Source organism: Sphingobacterium sp. B29, from assembly GCF_001952815.1.
GTDB lineage: Bacteria > Bacteroidota > Bacteroidia > Sphingobacteriales > Sphingobacteriaceae > Sphingobacterium > Sphingobacterium siyangense.
Genome location: NZ_CP019158.1, coordinates 3,826,211 through 3,842,936, shown reverse-complemented (window position 1 = coordinate 3,842,936; position 16,726 = coordinate 3,826,211). Strand labels below are relative to the sequence as shown.

The 16,726-nt window shown below is 38.1% G+C and carries 14 protein-coding genes; 9 read left to right on the top strand and 5 right to left on the bottom strand.

From position 1 onward, the window contains the following. Positions 1–131 precede the first annotated feature (131 nt). From BV902_RS16290 to BV902_RS16280, 3 genes are all read right to left on the bottom strand, one after another. The gene (locus BV902_RS16290; RefSeq protein ID WP_075992842.1) at positions 132–1,331 is read right to left on the bottom strand and encodes a pyridoxal phosphate-dependent aminotransferase; all 1,200 of its coding nucleotides are present in this window, start codon (positions 1,329–1,331) and stop codon (positions 132–134) included. A gap of 97 nt (positions 1,332–1,428) precedes the next feature. Continuing rightward, complete coding sequence (locus BV902_RS16285; protein ID WP_075992841.1) at positions 1,429–1,803, bottom strand: DUF1573 domain-containing protein; 375 nt, start codon at positions 1,801–1,803, stop codon at positions 1,429–1,431. Positions 1,804–1,901: 98 nt separating this feature from the next. After that, complete coding sequence (locus BV902_RS16280; RefSeq protein WP_075992840.1) at positions 1,902–2,867, bottom strand: KpsF/GutQ family sugar-phosphate isomerase; 966 nt, start codon at positions 2,865–2,867, stop codon at positions 1,902–1,904. Between the two features lie 101 nt (positions 2,868–2,968). On the opposite strand from BV902_RS16280, the gene recQ reads away from it, so the two are divergent. The 3 genes from recQ to BV902_RS16265 all read left to right on the top strand — a co-directional run bounded on the left by recQ (position 2,969) and on the right by BV902_RS16265 (position 7,168). Then, complete coding sequence (gene recQ / locus BV902_RS16275) at positions 2,969–5,158, top strand: DNA helicase RecQ (protein ID WP_075992839.1); 2,190 nt, start codon at positions 2,969–2,971, stop codon at positions 5,156–5,158. Positions 5,159–5,173: 15 nt separating this feature from the next. Continuing rightward, positions 5,174–5,989, top strand: a complete 816-nt coding sequence (gene kdsA / locus BV902_RS16270) for a 3-deoxy-8-phosphooctulonate synthase (RefSeq protein ID WP_075992838.1) — start codon at positions 5,174–5,176, stop codon at positions 5,987–5,989. 84 nt (positions 5,990–6,073) lie between these two features. Next, a complete protein-coding gene (locus BV902_RS16265; RefSeq protein WP_075992837.1) occupies positions 6,074–7,168 on the top strand; it encodes an SGNH/GDSL hydrolase family protein in 1,095 nt (364 codons plus the stop codon). 158 nt (positions 7,169–7,326) lie between these two features. Here the strand turns inward: BV902_RS16265 and BV902_RS16260 are convergent, their stop codons facing one another. Beyond that, a complete protein-coding gene (locus BV902_RS16260) occupies positions 7,327–8,628 on the bottom strand; it encodes a DEAD/DEAH box helicase (protein ID WP_075992836.1) in 1,302 nt (433 codons plus the stop codon). Between the two features lie 53 nt (positions 8,629–8,681). Continuing rightward, positions 8,682–9,011: a DMT family transporter gene (locus BV902_RS16255; protein ID WP_075992835.1), complete on the bottom strand. Its 330-nt coding sequence runs from the start codon at positions 9,009–9,011 to the stop codon at positions 8,682–8,684. A gap of 203 nt (positions 9,012–9,214) precedes the next feature. Between BV902_RS16255 and BV902_RS16250 the strand changes: the two genes are divergently transcribed. The 6 genes from BV902_RS16250 (at position 9,215) to BV902_RS16225 (ending at position 16,677) form a co-directional block, all read left to right on the top strand. After that, positions 9,215–11,410, top strand: coding sequence for a sensor histidine kinase (locus BV902_RS16250; RefSeq protein WP_172840698.1), 2,196 nt, complete (start codon positions 9,215–9,217; stop codon positions 11,408–11,410). An 11-nt stretch (positions 11,411–11,421) separates the two neighbouring features. Continuing rightward, positions 11,422–12,054 (top strand): response regulator, encoded by a 633-nt coding sequence (locus tag BV902_RS16245; RefSeq protein WP_075992833.1) that lies wholly within the window; start codon positions 11,422–11,424, stop codon positions 12,052–12,054. A 334-nt stretch (positions 12,055–12,388) separates the two neighbouring features. Next, positions 12,389–13,669: a hypothetical protein gene (locus BV902_RS16240; RefSeq protein WP_157626110.1), complete on the top strand. Its 1,281-nt coding sequence runs from the start codon at positions 12,389–12,391 to the stop codon at positions 13,667–13,669. 66 nt (positions 13,670–13,735) lie between these two features. After that, complete coding sequence (locus BV902_RS16235; RefSeq protein ID WP_075992831.1) at positions 13,736–14,740, top strand: YihY/virulence factor BrkB family protein; 1,005 nt, start codon at positions 13,736–13,738, stop codon at positions 14,738–14,740. A 67-nt stretch (positions 14,741–14,807) separates the two neighbouring features. Next, positions 14,808–15,347 carry a helix-turn-helix domain-containing protein gene (locus tag BV902_RS16230; protein ID WP_075992830.1) on the top strand — a complete coding sequence of 180 codons (540 nt, stop codon included), beginning with the start codon at positions 14,808–14,810 and terminating at the stop codon, positions 15,345–15,347. A gap of 106 nt (positions 15,348–15,453) precedes the next feature. Beyond that, complete coding sequence (locus BV902_RS16225) at positions 15,454–16,677, top strand: retropepsin-like aspartic protease (RefSeq protein ID WP_157626109.1); 1,224 nt, start codon at positions 15,454–15,456, stop codon at positions 16,675–16,677. The last annotated feature ends 49 nt before the right edge of the window (positions 16,678–16,726 follow it).

Genomic DNA, 16,726 nt, shown 5'->3' with positions numbered 1-16,726 from the left:
AGATGCCTCGAAAGTTTGTTTTGTTTTTTTTTTAAAATGCAAATAGAAAAGGAGTTTATGGGAAGGAACTATAAAAAAGAAAAAGGCGGAACATGCCTGTCCCGCCTTTCGTAAGTCCTGTTATTTTGTTATTAACTTGTACGTCCCGGATACACTTGAAGAGCTTTCTCTAGGCAAACCAATGCTTTATTGAGATCATCTTGATTAAGCACATAGGCAAGGCGTACTTCATTTACACCAGCGCCCTCCGTACTGTAAAAACCCGTAGCGGGAGCCATCATTACTGTTTCGTTATTGTAAGAGAACTCTTCCAACATCCATTGGCAGAATTTATCAGCATTGTCAATCGGTAGTTTGGCAACGACGTAAAATGCACCACCTGGGTTAGGCGAGTAAACTCCTTCAATGGCGTTAAGTCCTTTCACGAGGGTATCTCTTCTTGCGGTGTATTCTTTGGATACTGCTTCAAAGTAACTGTCTGGTGTATCAACAGCAGCTTCACCAGCGATTTGACCTTCCAGCGATGGGCTTAAGCGAGCTTGTGCAAATTTCAGTGCAGTCTGATATAGTTCTTTATTTTTGGTAATGATACATCCAATACGCGCACCACAAGCAGAGTAACGTTTTGATACTGTATCAAAAATAACCACATTATTTTCGAGACCTTCTAAATGCATTGGTGAGATAAACTCTCTGCCATCGTAACAAAATTCACGGTAGGCCTCATCTGAGAAAAGGTAAAGATCATATTTTAGACAAAGTTCACGAAGAGCGTCGAGTTCTTCTCTGGAATAAAGGTAACCCGTCGGGTTATTTGGATTACAGATGCAGATCGCTTTGGTTTTAGGGGTAATTACTTTTTCAAATTCAGCGATAGAAGGTAATGCAAATCCATTTTCAATATAGGACATGATTGGTTTGATTACAACATCAGAGGAACACGCAAAACCATTGTAATTTGCATAAAATGGCTCTGGAATGATAATCTCTTCTCCTTCATTTAAACAGGCTTGCATAGCGATCATAATCGCTTCTGAACCGCCATTCGTTACTAATATATCTGTTGGCGCAATATTATAATTTAGCTTATTATAATATTCTGCTAACTTATTTCGATAAGAGGCTGTACCTTCAGAAGGTGTGTAGGCCCACACTTTGAACTGTATATTTTTCAAAGCATTAAGCATCACTTCAGGTGTTTGGATATCAGGTTGTCCGATATTGAGGTGGTATATCTTTTTACCTTCTTTTTTTGCTTGATCAGCATATGGCGTCAACTTTCTAATAGGCGACGCAGGCATATTCAGCCCTTTTTCTGATATTACTGGCATTATAGTTTTTTTAAAATTAGTAGTGCAAAGCTAACCAAAATAAAACGAAAAAAGCCACATGATTATGTGGCTTTTTTCGTTTTATTTACGAGCATTGTTATTCTACAATACCCTTAATATATAGCGTTTTTACAGGAGTCTTGGTGTTCGACTGTACCGTGAAACTCTTTGTGAATGGAGCTTTTGCCGCCGCATTGTAAGTTACTTTGATCGTTCCGCTTTCGCCTGGTTTAATTGGTGTTTTCGTAAATTCTGCTACAGAACATCCGCAGGTAGGCACAACATTTGAAATGATAATTGGCTCACTGCCTGTGTTTGAAAACTTGAAATTATACGAAACGGGCGTACCGGCCGGAATTTTGCCAAAATCATGGGTTTCTTTTTCGAATTTAAATTCCCCTTGTCCTGTCTGCATCGAAGAAAAACCTATAAAGGAAATGATCACTGCTAAGATTGTTATATACTTTTTCATGCTTCTAAAATATTACTTTACGATTAAAATAGTACAACTGATATGCCAAATTTAATATTTATTGCCAATTTATTGTACATCTAACAACTTTATTACAGTTATATTATACCTTCTTTCAATAGATCCTGTATGTGGATAACACCAGCATAATTCCCTTTGTCGGAAACCAGTAGTTGTGTGATGTTATTTTCACGCATAATATGGAGAGCATTGGCTGCCAATTCATTTTTGTCGATGATTTTTGGTGATTTTCCCATGATATCGGCGGCAGTAATTGCCGCTAAATTGGTGTGTTTCTCCAGCATACGACGGATATCACCGTCTGTGATGATGCCGAGTATGTGGTCAGCATCCAACACCGCTACAGCTCCCAGTCTAAACTTTGTTATGGTGATGATGATATCACTTACAGTGGCTTGCGGTTGGACACTAGGTTTGCCGTTCTGATCGGATAGATCGCCGACTCTTAAGTACAGTTTTTTTCCTAATGCTCCTCCTGGATGGTATTTTGCAAAATCTTTATCCGTGAAATCGCGGCACTCTTGTAAAACGACAGCAAGCGCATCGCCCATGGCTAGCTGAGCAGTTGTACTGGAAGTCGGCGCAAGGTTGTTAGGACAAGCTTCTTTCTCAACGGTGGTATTTAAAATATAGTCTGCATTTTTAGCGAGATAGGATTCCGTATTTCCGACCAAAGCAACCAAAACATTCTTTGTCTGTTTTAAAAAGGGGACAAGTACTTTAATCTCAGGTGTATTACCACTTTTAGAGATCGCAATAATTAAATCATTTTGTTGGATAATACCAAGGTCTCCGTGGATAGCGTCAGCTGCATGCATAAAGATCGATGGTGTGCCTGTCGAATTTAGCGTTGCAACTATCTTTTGAGCGATAATGGCACTTTTGCCGATTCCAGTTACAATGACGCGGCCCTGTAAATTTAGAATACGATCGACAACGGTAACAAAATCATCATCAATATATTGAGCTAAAGCAGCTACCGCCTTGGCTTCTTCTTGAATAGCTTGAATAGCTATATTTTTTATCTCGTAGTTGTTTTTCACAAAAAATACTCTTACTTTTATGTATTAGAATAGATTGCAAAAATAGATTATTTTTCAAGATTATTTCTTCATTTATCTATCTTATTTTTGCCCAAGGCGCAATGGAAATAGAAAAATCACTTTTCGACAATTTACAAGATTTTTTTGGTTTTGATACTTTTAAAGGGGATCAAGAGGCAATTATAACTAGTATTCTTCAACGAAGAGATACTTTTGTAATAATGCCAACCGGAGGAGGAAAATCAATTTGCTACCAGCTTCCTGCTCTTATGAGTGAGGGAACTGCAATTGTTATTTCTCCGCTGATTGCTTTAATGAAAAACCAGGTAGATCAGCTTCGTGCATTCGGTGGCGAAGATAGTATCGCTCATTTTTTAAATTCATCATTGAATAAGAGCGAAATTACAAAGGTTAAGGATGATGTACTCGCCGGGAAGACCAAATTGCTGTATGTAGCTCCAGAATCCCTTGCCAAGCAAGATAATTTGGAATTCTTACATCAGATTACCGTGTCTTTCGTAGCGGTTGACGAAGCGCATTGTATTTCGGAATGGGGGCACGATTTCAGACCAGAATATCGTAAAATACGCCAGGTAATCAACGAAATAGGTGCCAATATCCCTATTATCGCTCTTACGGCAACTGCTACTCCCAAAGTTCAGTCGGATATCCGTAAAAATTTACAGATGAATGATGCTGTTTTATTTAAATCATCATTTAATCGGAGCAATCTGTATTATGAGGTGCGGCCAAAAAAGGATGTTGTTAAGGAGATTGTTCGTTTTATCAAAACCAAATCGGGAAAGACTGGTATTGTCTATTGTTTGAGCCGTAAAAAGGTAGAAGAGATCAGTGAGGTTTTGAACCTAAATGGCATTAAAGCGTTACCTTATCATGCTGGTCTAGATGCGAAAACGAGAGCTGATACACAGGATAAATTTTTGATGGAAGACGTCGAAGTTATTGTGGCTACCATCGCTTTCGGTATGGGAATAGACAAACCTGACGTTCGTTATGTCATTCACCATGATATACCAAAATCTATGGAAGGATACTATCAGGAAACTGGACGTGCTGGACGTGATGGCGGAGATGGTTATTGTTTGGCTTTTTACTCGGAAAAAGATGTTGAAAAGCTGACCAAATTTATGAAAGATAAACCTGTGGCCGAACGCGAGATCGGTACACAGATCTTAAAAGAGGTTATTGATTATTCGGAGTCTGCAGTATGTCGTCGTAAACAAATTCTTCATTATTTTGGAGAAAATTTTGACGAGCAGGGCTGCAGTAACATGTGCGATAACTGCCGCTCGGAGAAAGAATATTTTGAGGCCGAGGACTCCCTGAAAAATGTACTGGGCTTCATTCAGGAGCAGGGCGAGAAATTTGATGATCATCACGTGATCAACGTCATGATGGGTCAAAATAATCAACCTGTATCTTCCTATAAACATGATGAACATCGTCTTTTCGGAACGGGTAAAGAGAAAGGTGTTATCTATTGGAAATCTTTACTTAGACAGGCAGTGCTTGATAACTTTATCGAAAAAGATATTGATCACTATGGCCTTTTAAAATTGACAGATATTGGCCGTCATTATTTGGATAACCCTTATCAACTAAAATTTGTTTTGAATCGTCCAATTGAGGGGGGAGATAGCACAAATTCGGAAGATACAGGGCAAGGCACAGGAGCCTTAGATACCGTCTTGTTGGGTATGCTTAAAGACCTACGCAAGAAAATTGCAAAAGGGAAGTCATTGCCTCCGTTTGTCATCTTTCAAGATCCTTCGCTGGAAGAAATGTGTACACATTATCCAATTGCCATCGATGAGTTGAAACAGATCCAGGGAGTAGGGAATGGTAAAGCGATTAAATTTGGCGCACCGTTTATTGCCTTGATCAAAGATTACGTTGAGGAAAATGAAATCGATAGACCTGTAGATCTTGTCATTAAAAGTACAGCTAATAAATCGGCATTAAAGGTGTCTATTATTCAAAATATCGATCGTAAAATAGCATTGGATGATATTGCTTCAGCTAAGGGGATAACTTACGAGGAAATATTGAAGGAAATAGAAACGATTGTAAATGCGGGCACAAAAATCAATATCAATTATTTTATTGACGAGATTATTGATGAGGATCGCCAGGATGAGGTATACGACTATTTTAAGACAGCCGAGACTGATTCAATTAATGATGCGCTTAAAGAACTTGGAGGGGATGATTACAGTTATGAAGATCTCCAATTGATGCGAATCAAATTTTTATCAGAGCTTGGCAATTAATATTTTTATAATTATATGATTAACAAATACATTCCCGAAATAAAGAATGGGACATCGCAGAATTTCTTTTTAATGGCGGGGCCGTGTGCAATTGAGGGAGAAGAAATCGCTTTGCGTATTGCTGAAAAGATTGTTACGATTACAGATAAACTTAATATTCCTTACATTTTCAAGGGATCCTACCGTAAGGCCAATCGGTCCCGCCTAGATTCATTTATGGGAATAGGTGATGAAAAGGCGCTGAAGATTTTAGAAAAAGTTGGAAAAACTTTTGGTGTACCGACGGTGACAGATATCCATGAGAGCCACGAAGCAGAAATGGCAGCTGCATACGTTGACGTTCTTCAAATTCCAGCATTTTTGTGCAGACAGACTGATTTATTGGTTGCGGCGGCAAAAACGAATAAGGTGGTCAATGTAAAAAAAGGCCAGTTTTTGAGCGCTGGATCTATGAAATTTGCAGTAGATAAGATCGTGGAATCTGGAAATGAAAAGGTTTTTTTAACTGATCGTGGCAATACATTCGGCTATCAGGATCTCATTGTAGATTATCGAGGGATTCCCGAAATGCGTGCTTTTAACGTCCCAACAGTGATGGACTGTACACATTCCTTGCAACAACCAAATCAGACTTCTGGCGTAACAGGAGGAAAACCAGCTTTAATTGAAACGATCGCGAAAGCAGCTATCGCCGTGGGAGCTGACGGTCTGTTTATAGAAACACATCCTGATCCGGCAAATGCGAAATCTGATGGCGCCAATATGTTAAATTTGGATTTACTTGAAGGCTTGATGGAAAAACTGGTACGAGTTAGACAAGCTATTTTATAGTATAATAAATAAATCACAATAAAAAGGAGCCAATAGGCTCCTTTTTTATAATCAATTATATCAAACTTAAAGCTAAATTATTATATGTTATCAAAAGTTGCGTTGACAGCGTTTTTTCTGTTGTCTTTTTCTGCCATTAAAGCGCAGGAGAATTATAGTTGGTTTTCTCCACTAGAAGATAAACATGTAGAAGGTAGGTTGGAGAATCAGAAGCTTTCAGCCTTCAACAGACTTCCCGATGAATTGGAAAGTCAGGTACGTAAACCAGTATGGGAGCTAGGTAAGAATAGCGCAGGATTCTATATTGACTTTCAAACTTCTTCGCCTGAGATTACAGTTCAATACCAAGTTGTCGGAGGCTTAAATATGCCCCATATGCCAACAACAGGTGTTAGTGGGCTGGATCTTTATGCTTATGATACGGCAAAGAAAGAATGGAAGTGGGCTTATGGCAGTTATGATTTTTCCGATACTATTTCTTATACGTGGAAGAATATCGGGCGCAATGAAAAATTTAATTACCGTTTATATCTTCCGCTCTACAATACTGTTAAGTGGTTAAAGATTGGTGTGCCAAATACGGCTAAATTAACATATACTCCTACTACAACGGAAAAACCTATTGTTGTCTATGGAACTTCGATTGGACAGGGGGCCTGTACAAGCCGTCCTGGTTTGGCTTGGACCAGTCAGGTAGGAAGGGCATTTAATCACGAGGTGATCAATTTATGTTTCTCTGGAAATGGCCGGCTCGAGCAACCTATTTTAAATATGATGAACCAAGAAGATGCCGCCTGCTATATTCTCGATTGTATTCCCAATCTGGCTATTTCGAAAACGTTAACAGAAACAAAATTGGATTCTTTGTTGGTCCATGCGGTGACATTTTTAAGAAAAGAACATCCCGCAACGCCTATCATTTTGACCCAGCATAGCTCGGGGAGTATAGCAGAAGTCTTTAATGAAGATAAAAATGCAGAGTATCAGCAAAGCAGCCGGGTATTGAAAGCTGCGTTTGAAAAATTACAATCGAAAGGAGTTCGCCAGCTTTTCTTATTGTCGAGCCAAGAGCTTAATCTGGATCTGAATTCGACTGTAGACTATGCTCATCCAAATGATCAAGGTATGGAAAGAATCGCAAATGCGTATATTAAATTGTTGAAGAAAATTCTAAAGTAGGCTTACAGTTAACAGCGACTTCACGGTATCAGCGTCCGGAATTCACTGAATCAATAATAGGGCATCGTATATGAAACAGGTTTATTGGATTAGCATACATCCGTCAGCACAAGAAATAAAAATAGAAAAGGGAAGTTTTAAACTTCCCTTTTCTATTTTTATTTCTTTTTCATTTTCATCGTCATTTTTGCCTTTTCGCCGCCTCCATAATTAAAGGTCTTGGCATTGCTTTCTTTCTTTTGGTGAAAAGCCCCGCCACGGGAAAGATCTTCTTTATTATCTTCCTCCTTGCTCGACTTTTTCTTTTTGTCGGTGATGGGATTATAGATTGCAAGATCCTCAGGTAATTCCAAAACATCCATTCTTTTACCGACGGCCTGTTCTATTTTTTTGACCATTGGTAATTCCAGATCTGTTGTGAAAGTCAACACGACCGATTCTTCATTATCGTCATTTTTAACAAGATGATTTAAGAATTCCTCCTTTTCATTTGGTAACTCAAATTGAAAAATGAATGGAATAGCGGAAAGGTCCACATCGTTTGTATTTTCCCGTGCAATAATCAAGACACGAGATTGATTATTTTCCTTGAAATCTTCCATGGTTTCGTAGCCGAAATCGTCGTAGAACAATGGATTGAGGATAGCAATTTCTTCTTTATTGCTACTGAACAAACTGCTGGCCAACTTTTGGGCAGTAAGTTTCGAGTTTACAAAGACGACTACTTTTTGAAATACTTCTTTATCCTGCAACAGAAGATTTAATAAATTGATCTTTGTTGTGAAATTAGGAACATGATATAATAATAGATCTAGGGTGTCGACAGTGTCATTTTCAAGTTCATCTATTTCGACTGAGGCACAATTTTCATTCATGAAATTGTCGATCATGTCATAAAGTTTTTGGTGTTCAACAGTACTGAAAACCAAATGTTGTACCTTTCCACAGCTTTCGGCTAATTCCCTTACTGTATTTTGCATTCCTTGTTTGATAATCTCTTCAGCATCATCAATAATTAGTGTCTGAATACGGTTGAGATTCAAGGCCAATTTAAGATAGATCGCTCTTGCACGATTTGGAGTAGCGACAACAATATCTTTTCCATCAACCAGTTCTTCGATTTCTTCTTCCATGCTACCTGAAGCCCGTAATCCAATGATGCGAAGACCTTTATTTTTGCTTAATTGGTAGAATCTCTCAACAATTTCGTCGATACGTTCTTCATTAGGCGCCAAGATCAAAAACTTCGGAGCTTCATCTGTTGTGAATTTCAACTTCATCAAGGTAGATAAGACATAAGTTGTGGTTTTGCCAGCACCTTCCGGAGCGATGGCAATCACATCCTGTCCACCAAGAATTCTGGAAATGCATCTACTTTGAATTTCCTTTGGAGCTAAGTAACCGAGTTCGGTCATCGTAGCAGTCAATCTTTTGCTAAGTTTTAGTTTCTCTAACGACACGTATCCTTTTATTTATGTAAGTTACAAAAGTACAAATTTAGATCTTAGATCAGCTAATGTGCGCCCATTTTTGAAAAGAGATTAATAATAATGACTCCAACGACAATCAAGACCATGCCGATAATGGCTGCTGTATCGGGGATCTGTTTGAATAAGAACATACCAATCAGCGTAATGGCTACAATACCAACCCCAGACCAAATTGCATAGGATATCCCGACGGGTAGGTATTTAAGTGTGATGCTTAAAAAATAGAAGGCAATGATATAACCTACAATACAGATGAGAGTAGGCTTTATAAGGGTAAAACCTGCAGACTTCTTTAGAAAAGTGGTTGCAAATATCTCAGCGGCTATAGCAAGAAATAGATAAATGTATTTCATTGTTACAAAGGTACAATTTTTTGTTCGGTAAGGTTCGGTTAATTAGGTCAATAACAGCGAGAAGTTAAGTTTTTTTCGAGTGAATGAATTGCGTATAAGGGCAAATTTATCTAAGTTTGGCCAATTCACATAGCTAGAACAATTATTTTTTTATGGGGCATATTCAAAATTTTTGGAGATCGGTACTAATATTTTTTGTTTTTTTGTGCCTTTGTAGTGATATTCTTGCCCAAGAACAGCTGCAAGAGTTAAAGAAATCATATTACAGTCTTGCTTTAGGAAGCAAGGAGCGGTTTGTATTGACTGGAAAATATGCGCAGGCCTTATATTTTAATAATGAAAAAGTACTGGCCAGTCAACTGCTTAATGATAATATTCAGTTGGCAAGAAATTATCCTGACAAGCAATATTATGCTTATTTGAATTGTATTGCAGCAATGAACAGCTTTAACGATCATGCATATGAAAAATCACGGTATTATTTAGAACATGCTAAATCTGTGCTACCGATTGTCCGCGATAATGGAATTAAAGGCTATGTATATTATTGTGATGGATGGGTTATGACACGGCAGAATAAGGAGGATGAAGCCGTTTCTCAATTTCATAAAGCAATTTCATTTTTAGAGAAAGCTTCACAGACTGACGCAAATATCGCTCGAAAACTAGCCGTCTATAAGGAACTGACAGCAATATATGCAAACCAACGCAATTATGATTTTCAAGAAAAGTATACCTCTCTTTTGTTAGAAACGGCTAAAGAAGGGAAGAATGTCAATAGCCTATTTGACGCCTACATGCAGGCTGGTTATCTATTTGAAGAGGAGTATAGATCAAATAATGCAGATCGTGATCTATTGAGGAAAGCTGAACAACACTATCTTGAGGCTTATAATTTGATCAATAACAATGAGAAGCATCTGGTTAATCCGACTGATCTAGCGTATGTTTCAGTTAATCTAGCGAATCTGTACCATGAGTTTTATCCTGATAATGGCGGTAAGAAAGCGATATCCTACGCCAAACAGGCTTTAGATATTGCTGCTGAAACGGGGCAATATGCCATTACAATACCTGCTTATGGTATCCTCGCTGATGAGTCTTTCAAAGTGGGGCATCGCGAGGAAGGGAAAAAATATCTGCAGCAGGCACTGTACAATCTTCAAAGAGAGGCCCATTACGATTATCAAGTGGGGCTAAGCCTATTTAGTAGACTGGCTGAAGTAAGTGTTGAAGAAGGTAAATATGAAGAGGCTTTCAATTATCAAAAAAGCTACATAGATGTATTTGAAAAAGCATTTAATTCGGATAAACTCGATAAGACGAAGCAACTGGAGCTGAAGTATGAGCGTGAACTGCAAAACCAAAAGTTAATGCGGCTTCGATTGGAAGGGGAGAAAAAGGAACAGCAAATCAAGTTGATGAAAGCCTTGAATGATAGGCAGCATCAACTGGTGGAGAATTTGAAATTAAATGAACTGAATCGAACCCAGCAACTTAAAGTATTGCAGCTCGAACGGGATAAGAAGGAGCAGGATCTGCAATTAAGCCGGCTGGAAAATGAACAACGCTTACAGGAGCTTGATGTTTCCAAAAAACAGATTGCTTTCAAATCACGGATGAATTCGATCTATATCTGGTTATTTATCAGTTGTTTGATTGTGATCGTATTGTTATTTTACGCCTATTGGCAGCGTTCAAAGGCATTGAAACAAAAGGAACATTTGCATGAGCTTGAGATAGAAAAGAATAATCAACAACATGCCATTAAAAACCTGACTGCGATGTTGGCTGGGGAAGAGAAAGAGCGTACCCGTCTTGCTCGCGACCTTCATGATGGATTGGGAGGTTTACTGTCAAGTACCAAATTGGGATTATCAGCCATCAATAAAAATGCTTTGGAGCAAGACACCATGAAAGCAGGAATCGATCGAAGCATTGATTTGCTAGACGGGGCTGTCGATGAACTTCGCCGTCTTGCGCATAATCTTATGCCCGATTTAATTGTAAAATATGGTTTGAAAGAAACTTTAAGAGACTATGCAAGCCGAATGAGTCAATCTACATGTCAAGTTGAATGTGAATTTTTACAATTTGAATCAAGCCTAAGTACGGAACAGGAGATTTCTTTGTATAGAATTATTCAAGAATTGGTGAATAACGCGTTGAAGCATGCCAATGCGACCAACATTTTAATACAGCTTTCTTCACATAATAAACGTTTACACATTACAATTGAAGATGATGGCAAGGGTTTTGATATGGAAAGTGTCGATTTGCAGCATTCTGCAGGAATGCATAATGTGCGATCAAGACTTTCGTTTCTAAACGGGGAAATGAAGGTTATGTCGGAGAATGGAGCGGGTACAACCATTGAATTGGAATTACCCATGATTTAAATTTTTGGAAAATGATAAAAATAGCGATTACAGACGATCACCCTTTGCTACTTGAGGGATTGAAAAACATTATAAATGCGCATGAGGATTTTGAAGTAGTGGGTATGTATTCCAGTGCAACTGAACTGTTCCATCGTATTGCCACTGATATGCCATTGGTATTGCTACTTGATATCAATCTACCAGATGCTAACGGTATCGATTTGGTTAAAGACCTGAAGGATAGTAATAAGGATTTAAAAATTATTGCGTTTAGTGTCCACAATGAATTTGCAGTGATCAACAGCATTTTAAATGAGGGGGCAAATGCCTATTTACAGAAAAATGCGAATGGTGATGAAATACTTGCTGCCATTTCCGCTGTTCTTGTTGGAAGAAGATATCTTTGTGAAAAAACTCAGGCTATCTTGAATAAGAAAGTTGAAATGGGGCTTAAGCAAGTGCCAAAATTAACACGTCGTGAGAAAGAAGTGCTTACTTTCGTAGCGCAAGGAATGACAACAAACCAAATTGCAGATTCATTGTTTATCAGTTCACATACGGTAGAAAGCCATCGCAAGAATCTAATGGAGAAATTTCAAACCAAAAGTGTTACTGCTGCAGTAAAATCGGCTATTGAATACGGATTAATTCGGGAAACCTAATTAAATTCCCCAATTCCCTGATTTCAGGGATGAAAAGATCTCCAGGCATTTGATACTTTTGCTATTACTGATTTAAAATAGGAGGTATCAAGTGCATTGTTGAAAACTAGTATTTTGCGCTATTTCAAAAGAAGACATTGTTTCGGTCTTCGATTCATTGCTCTATTTTAAGATTCATCGGTTTATTTTAAATAGAATCTGTTTCAGAACAAAATTTCAAATCTAGGTCTTTCTTAGAGCGCCTAATACTGCAAAATATAACTTTTTCAGCTTGAGGGACCTTTCAGGGGAGCTTTTAGGAGATAAACAACCAAAAATTAATGATTCAATTGTTATGATTAAAAAAATAATACTTTGGACGATAGCTGTCCTCGTACTTTTGGCGATCGTTGCCTGGGGCGGTTACATACTACGACAGCAAGAATCCTACAAATCATTGGTCCATAAAAAAAGTAAGGCTTTGTTGACCGTATCATTAGATGATATTCTTTTGAATCAGTTTTTTAATAAATGGCAGTCAGCGCCGAAAGAGGGGCAAGATTTTGGTCAAAAACTAAGTAAACTCAAAGACAATGGAATTGATATCAAAGCGAATGTATTTCTTTTTGCTTTGGAGCCCCACCCCAAAAACTTTTATGCTTTTTTTCAGCTAAAGGATAAGCAACAATTTTTGACCTTTCTAAAAGATGTGATACAGGTTGGTGCAGTGGAAAGTAATCTAGCCCCTGATGTGAGCTATGCCTATCATCAACCGAGCAAAATCGCATTTATCTGGAAAGGGGATGACCTGCTGCTAAGTCTAGGTTTTGATCTTGATACAAAGAAAGAAGAAATGCTGCAGTTAATTCAATCAAAAGAAGACCGGGTTACCATCGAACAATTTATCAACCGTCCAAGTACATTGACAGGTAAATCACTGCGTTATAGTGATATTTCAACGGATAATTTTATCGAGCTTGATTTGAAAGGAGACCATCTCGATGTGTCTGGCGAATTTTTCTCAACAGATTGGAGCTTTCCGAAGGAATATCTTGTTAGAGAACTTGTTTCTTCAAAATACATTGGTAAAGCTTGGATCAATATCCCCAATAGTCAACTTAAAAATCAGCTAAAGCAATTAGTTAGCGAACTTCCTATAGCCGCTGATTCTATTATAGCACATTTGGATGGAAATTACGTCGATATTGAAATTTTGAAAAACAAGGTCATTCAAACAGATACCATTATTAATTATGCGGTTGACGAAAATTTCGAAACGATCGAAGAGAAAACACCCTACGAAACGAAAGTTCCCGAAGTAAGATTAGCCATGCGTGGAGATAACGACATGCGCAGGTTCCTCCCCAGTAAATTATTTTATCAATGGTTTCAAAAACAAGATAAGGAGTTTAGCTTGCTGACCACGTCAAAGGATATTGATAAACTTAATGTGGCCTACAATAAGACAGCTGAGCTATCCCATGTTGCAGTTCATTTGGTAGATTGGCCAAATGAAGCTAAAATATCACCGATTCTATTATTGAAAACCATCGCTTCAGATATTACGCTGAGTCTGAAAGTTGTAGACCACAATCGCTTGGTTCTCCAGGGAACTATAGCGGACTACTCGCATTAAAACATACTAATTACAAACTTTCTTCGCTTCTCAATGGTTTTGTTCTTGAGTACAAAGTACAAGAACATGGATAAACGAACTAAAAGTAGAAGTAAGGTGAAAACCTATTGGCGAATTTTAAAAAGTACGGTCTCGGGATTTTTGAATGAGGATTCGATGAAGTATAGTGCTTCATTATCCTATTATACTGTTTTCTCTATTGGTCCAATATTGGTTTTAATGATTGCCTTAGCCGGAATTTTTTATGGTGAGGATGCAATTGAAGGGAAAGTATTCTTGGAACTCCGTGGATTGGTGGGAAGCAGTGCCGCAAGACAGATTCAAGAGGTTATTCAGAATTTGCAACTTTCTGGAAAATCAAACCTGGCATTGCTTGTCAGTGGTATTACATTGATTTTAGGAGCAACGACTGTTTTTGGGGATATACAGAATTCGATCAATAAGATTTGGCATGTAAGGGCGAAGCCGAAAAAAGGCTGGTTAAAATTGATACAGGATAGATTATTGTCTTCATCTTTGGTAATTGGATTGGGGTTCTTGTTAGTTGTTACATTGATTGTAAATGGTGTAATATTAGCATTGACAGATCAGCTCCAGCATTATTTCCCGGACATAACGGTGATGTTAATGGATGGGATTAACTTTGCATTGTCCTTCGGAATTATATTCTTGTTATTTAGTGTCATATTTAAAGCGCTTCCGGATGTCAATATACATTGGCGGACAGTACGTGCGGGCGCCTTATTTACTTCAATTTTATTTGTATTGGGACGTTATTTAATTGGAGTCTACCTGGAGCATTCTGCAACCCAAGATACGTATGGAGCGGCAGGTTCATTTGTGCTGATCCTTCTCTGGGTCTATTACACAGCAGCCATTTTATATTTTGGTGCAATCTACACAAGGGAGTATGCCACTGTAATGGGAATTCCTATTGAACCCTCGCAATATGCTGTGCACGTTGAAACGCAGGAAATTGAGCGTAATGTAACCGAAATACCTCCAGCTCCTTTAACGCTTGAGGAGCAGACGGTTACCGAAGAGGATGCTAACTTTCCCAAGAAACCATAAACGTTAGATTTGATGAATTTTTACGGCCAAATTCTGTAAATTTGGTCGTAAGATCGATCTATTGTTTATGAACAAATTACAATCATTACGTGAGAAACTCAATTTAACCCAAGAGGAACTAGCACAAAAATCAAGTATTTCAGTAAGAACAATTCAGCGGATTGAAGCGGGGCAGCCACCAAAGGGCTACACCCTTCGTGCACTTGCACAGGCATTGAATGTGGACGAATCGGAGTTTTCTGCATATGATATGCCTGCTGAATCCGAAAATCTCACATGGATCAAGATTATCAACCTTTCTTCCTTACCCTTTTCTATATTGCCTCCATTAAATGTTTTGGTGCCCATTGCAATCATGCTGTTAAAAAAACAGCATTCGTATAAGGTTCGTCAGTTAATCTCAATACAAATCGTATCTACCTTAATCGCGGTGTTACTGATGCTTGTTATTTTTATGCTCAACGATTGGCTAGGTGTTAAAAGCAATGTGAAATTGCTTATTCCGCTATGTTGGATCCTTATGAATATTATCGTTATACTGCGAAATGCGATCGGATTAAATAAAGGTGAGAATGCACGGATTTTGCCCGATATTAGTATTTTATAGCGACTGTTATACAATTGTCGGGTAGCTGTCGGGACATTGTCGGGATGCAAAAGTGTACTCTTCGTCTGGTATTTTTTTTCTTTGATTTTGAAAAAAATACAAAATTATGAAAACACACTATGAAAAAAGGAAAAGCCATATGGCCTTGGCTACCTTTGTTATTTTTCTTTCTCTTTTTACGATGACGAACGTCTTTCCACAAAATAAGATACCTTTGATCAAAGCTTCATCTGAGAAAGTCCGTATTAAAGACGGCGCCTATTGCCATGTCGACTGGAAATTAGATCCTAAAGCAAACCCTGATGTCTATTTCGTGAATATTCCAACGAAAGAAAGCACAGTCGTTTTTAAAACAGATCAGGAGGAATTAACTGTTATGACTAAACCTGGAGCAATGTATGATTTCATCGTACTATTGAATGGTACGGATTCTTGTCACATTCGTATAAATGCTCAACTACCACCTGATCTACCTGTATTGGATCAAAATGATCCGTTTCCTATGCCAATACCTTTTCGTCTTATTGGCTCAAGGATTTTCCTGAATGGAACAATTAACAAGAAAAATGTCGCGATACAGTTTGATTTAGGAGCAGGAACAGGTGTTGTTAATAGAAATAACTCGAAGCAGCTGGATTTATCATTTTCATCGTTTACGACAGTTTCGAATACCGACGGGGTCAATAGCGAGCGGACAAGCCTAGGCAATCAATTGCGTATTGGGTCTATGGTATGGAAAAATGTATCAATGACAGAGGTCGGCAATATGAAGTCCTTTGAAGATCTTATTATAGGTAACAGTTTCTTTCGAAATCACATTATTGAAATCGATTATGACAAAATGGAATTGGTAATTCATCGCGATCTCCCCACCAAAGCAAAGGAGTATACAAAGCTTCCGATATTTTACGAACAAAATCGACCAAAGTTTAAAGCTGCTTTTAGACATAATCAACGGCAATTTGATTTTTGGTTCCTTTTTGATACAGGTCGTGATGGCACGATGTTGTTAGGTGAAGATTTTACCAGTATAGGACACAATTGGGACGATCTAGAGCCACTTACCATGATCAGTAACCGGAAGATTATCCGTTTGAATGCTTCAATAGCTGGTGTTGAATTTAAAGATATTGTGACGAATGCCGCTGATCCGGCCAAGCGTAATGGCAGACCAAGTTTATTTGGAAATCAGATTCTGAACCATTTTAATGTCATTTTGGATAATCAGGAAGGATTTCTTTATCTGAAACCAAATGGTAGGATCAAGGAACCTTATTCAAACTATGAGGGATATTTGAACCAGATGTCTCAGTCAATACAGAAAAATTAAAGTGTGCAGCCAATGTCGTTTGTTCAGGTAGCAAATGACATTGGCCACT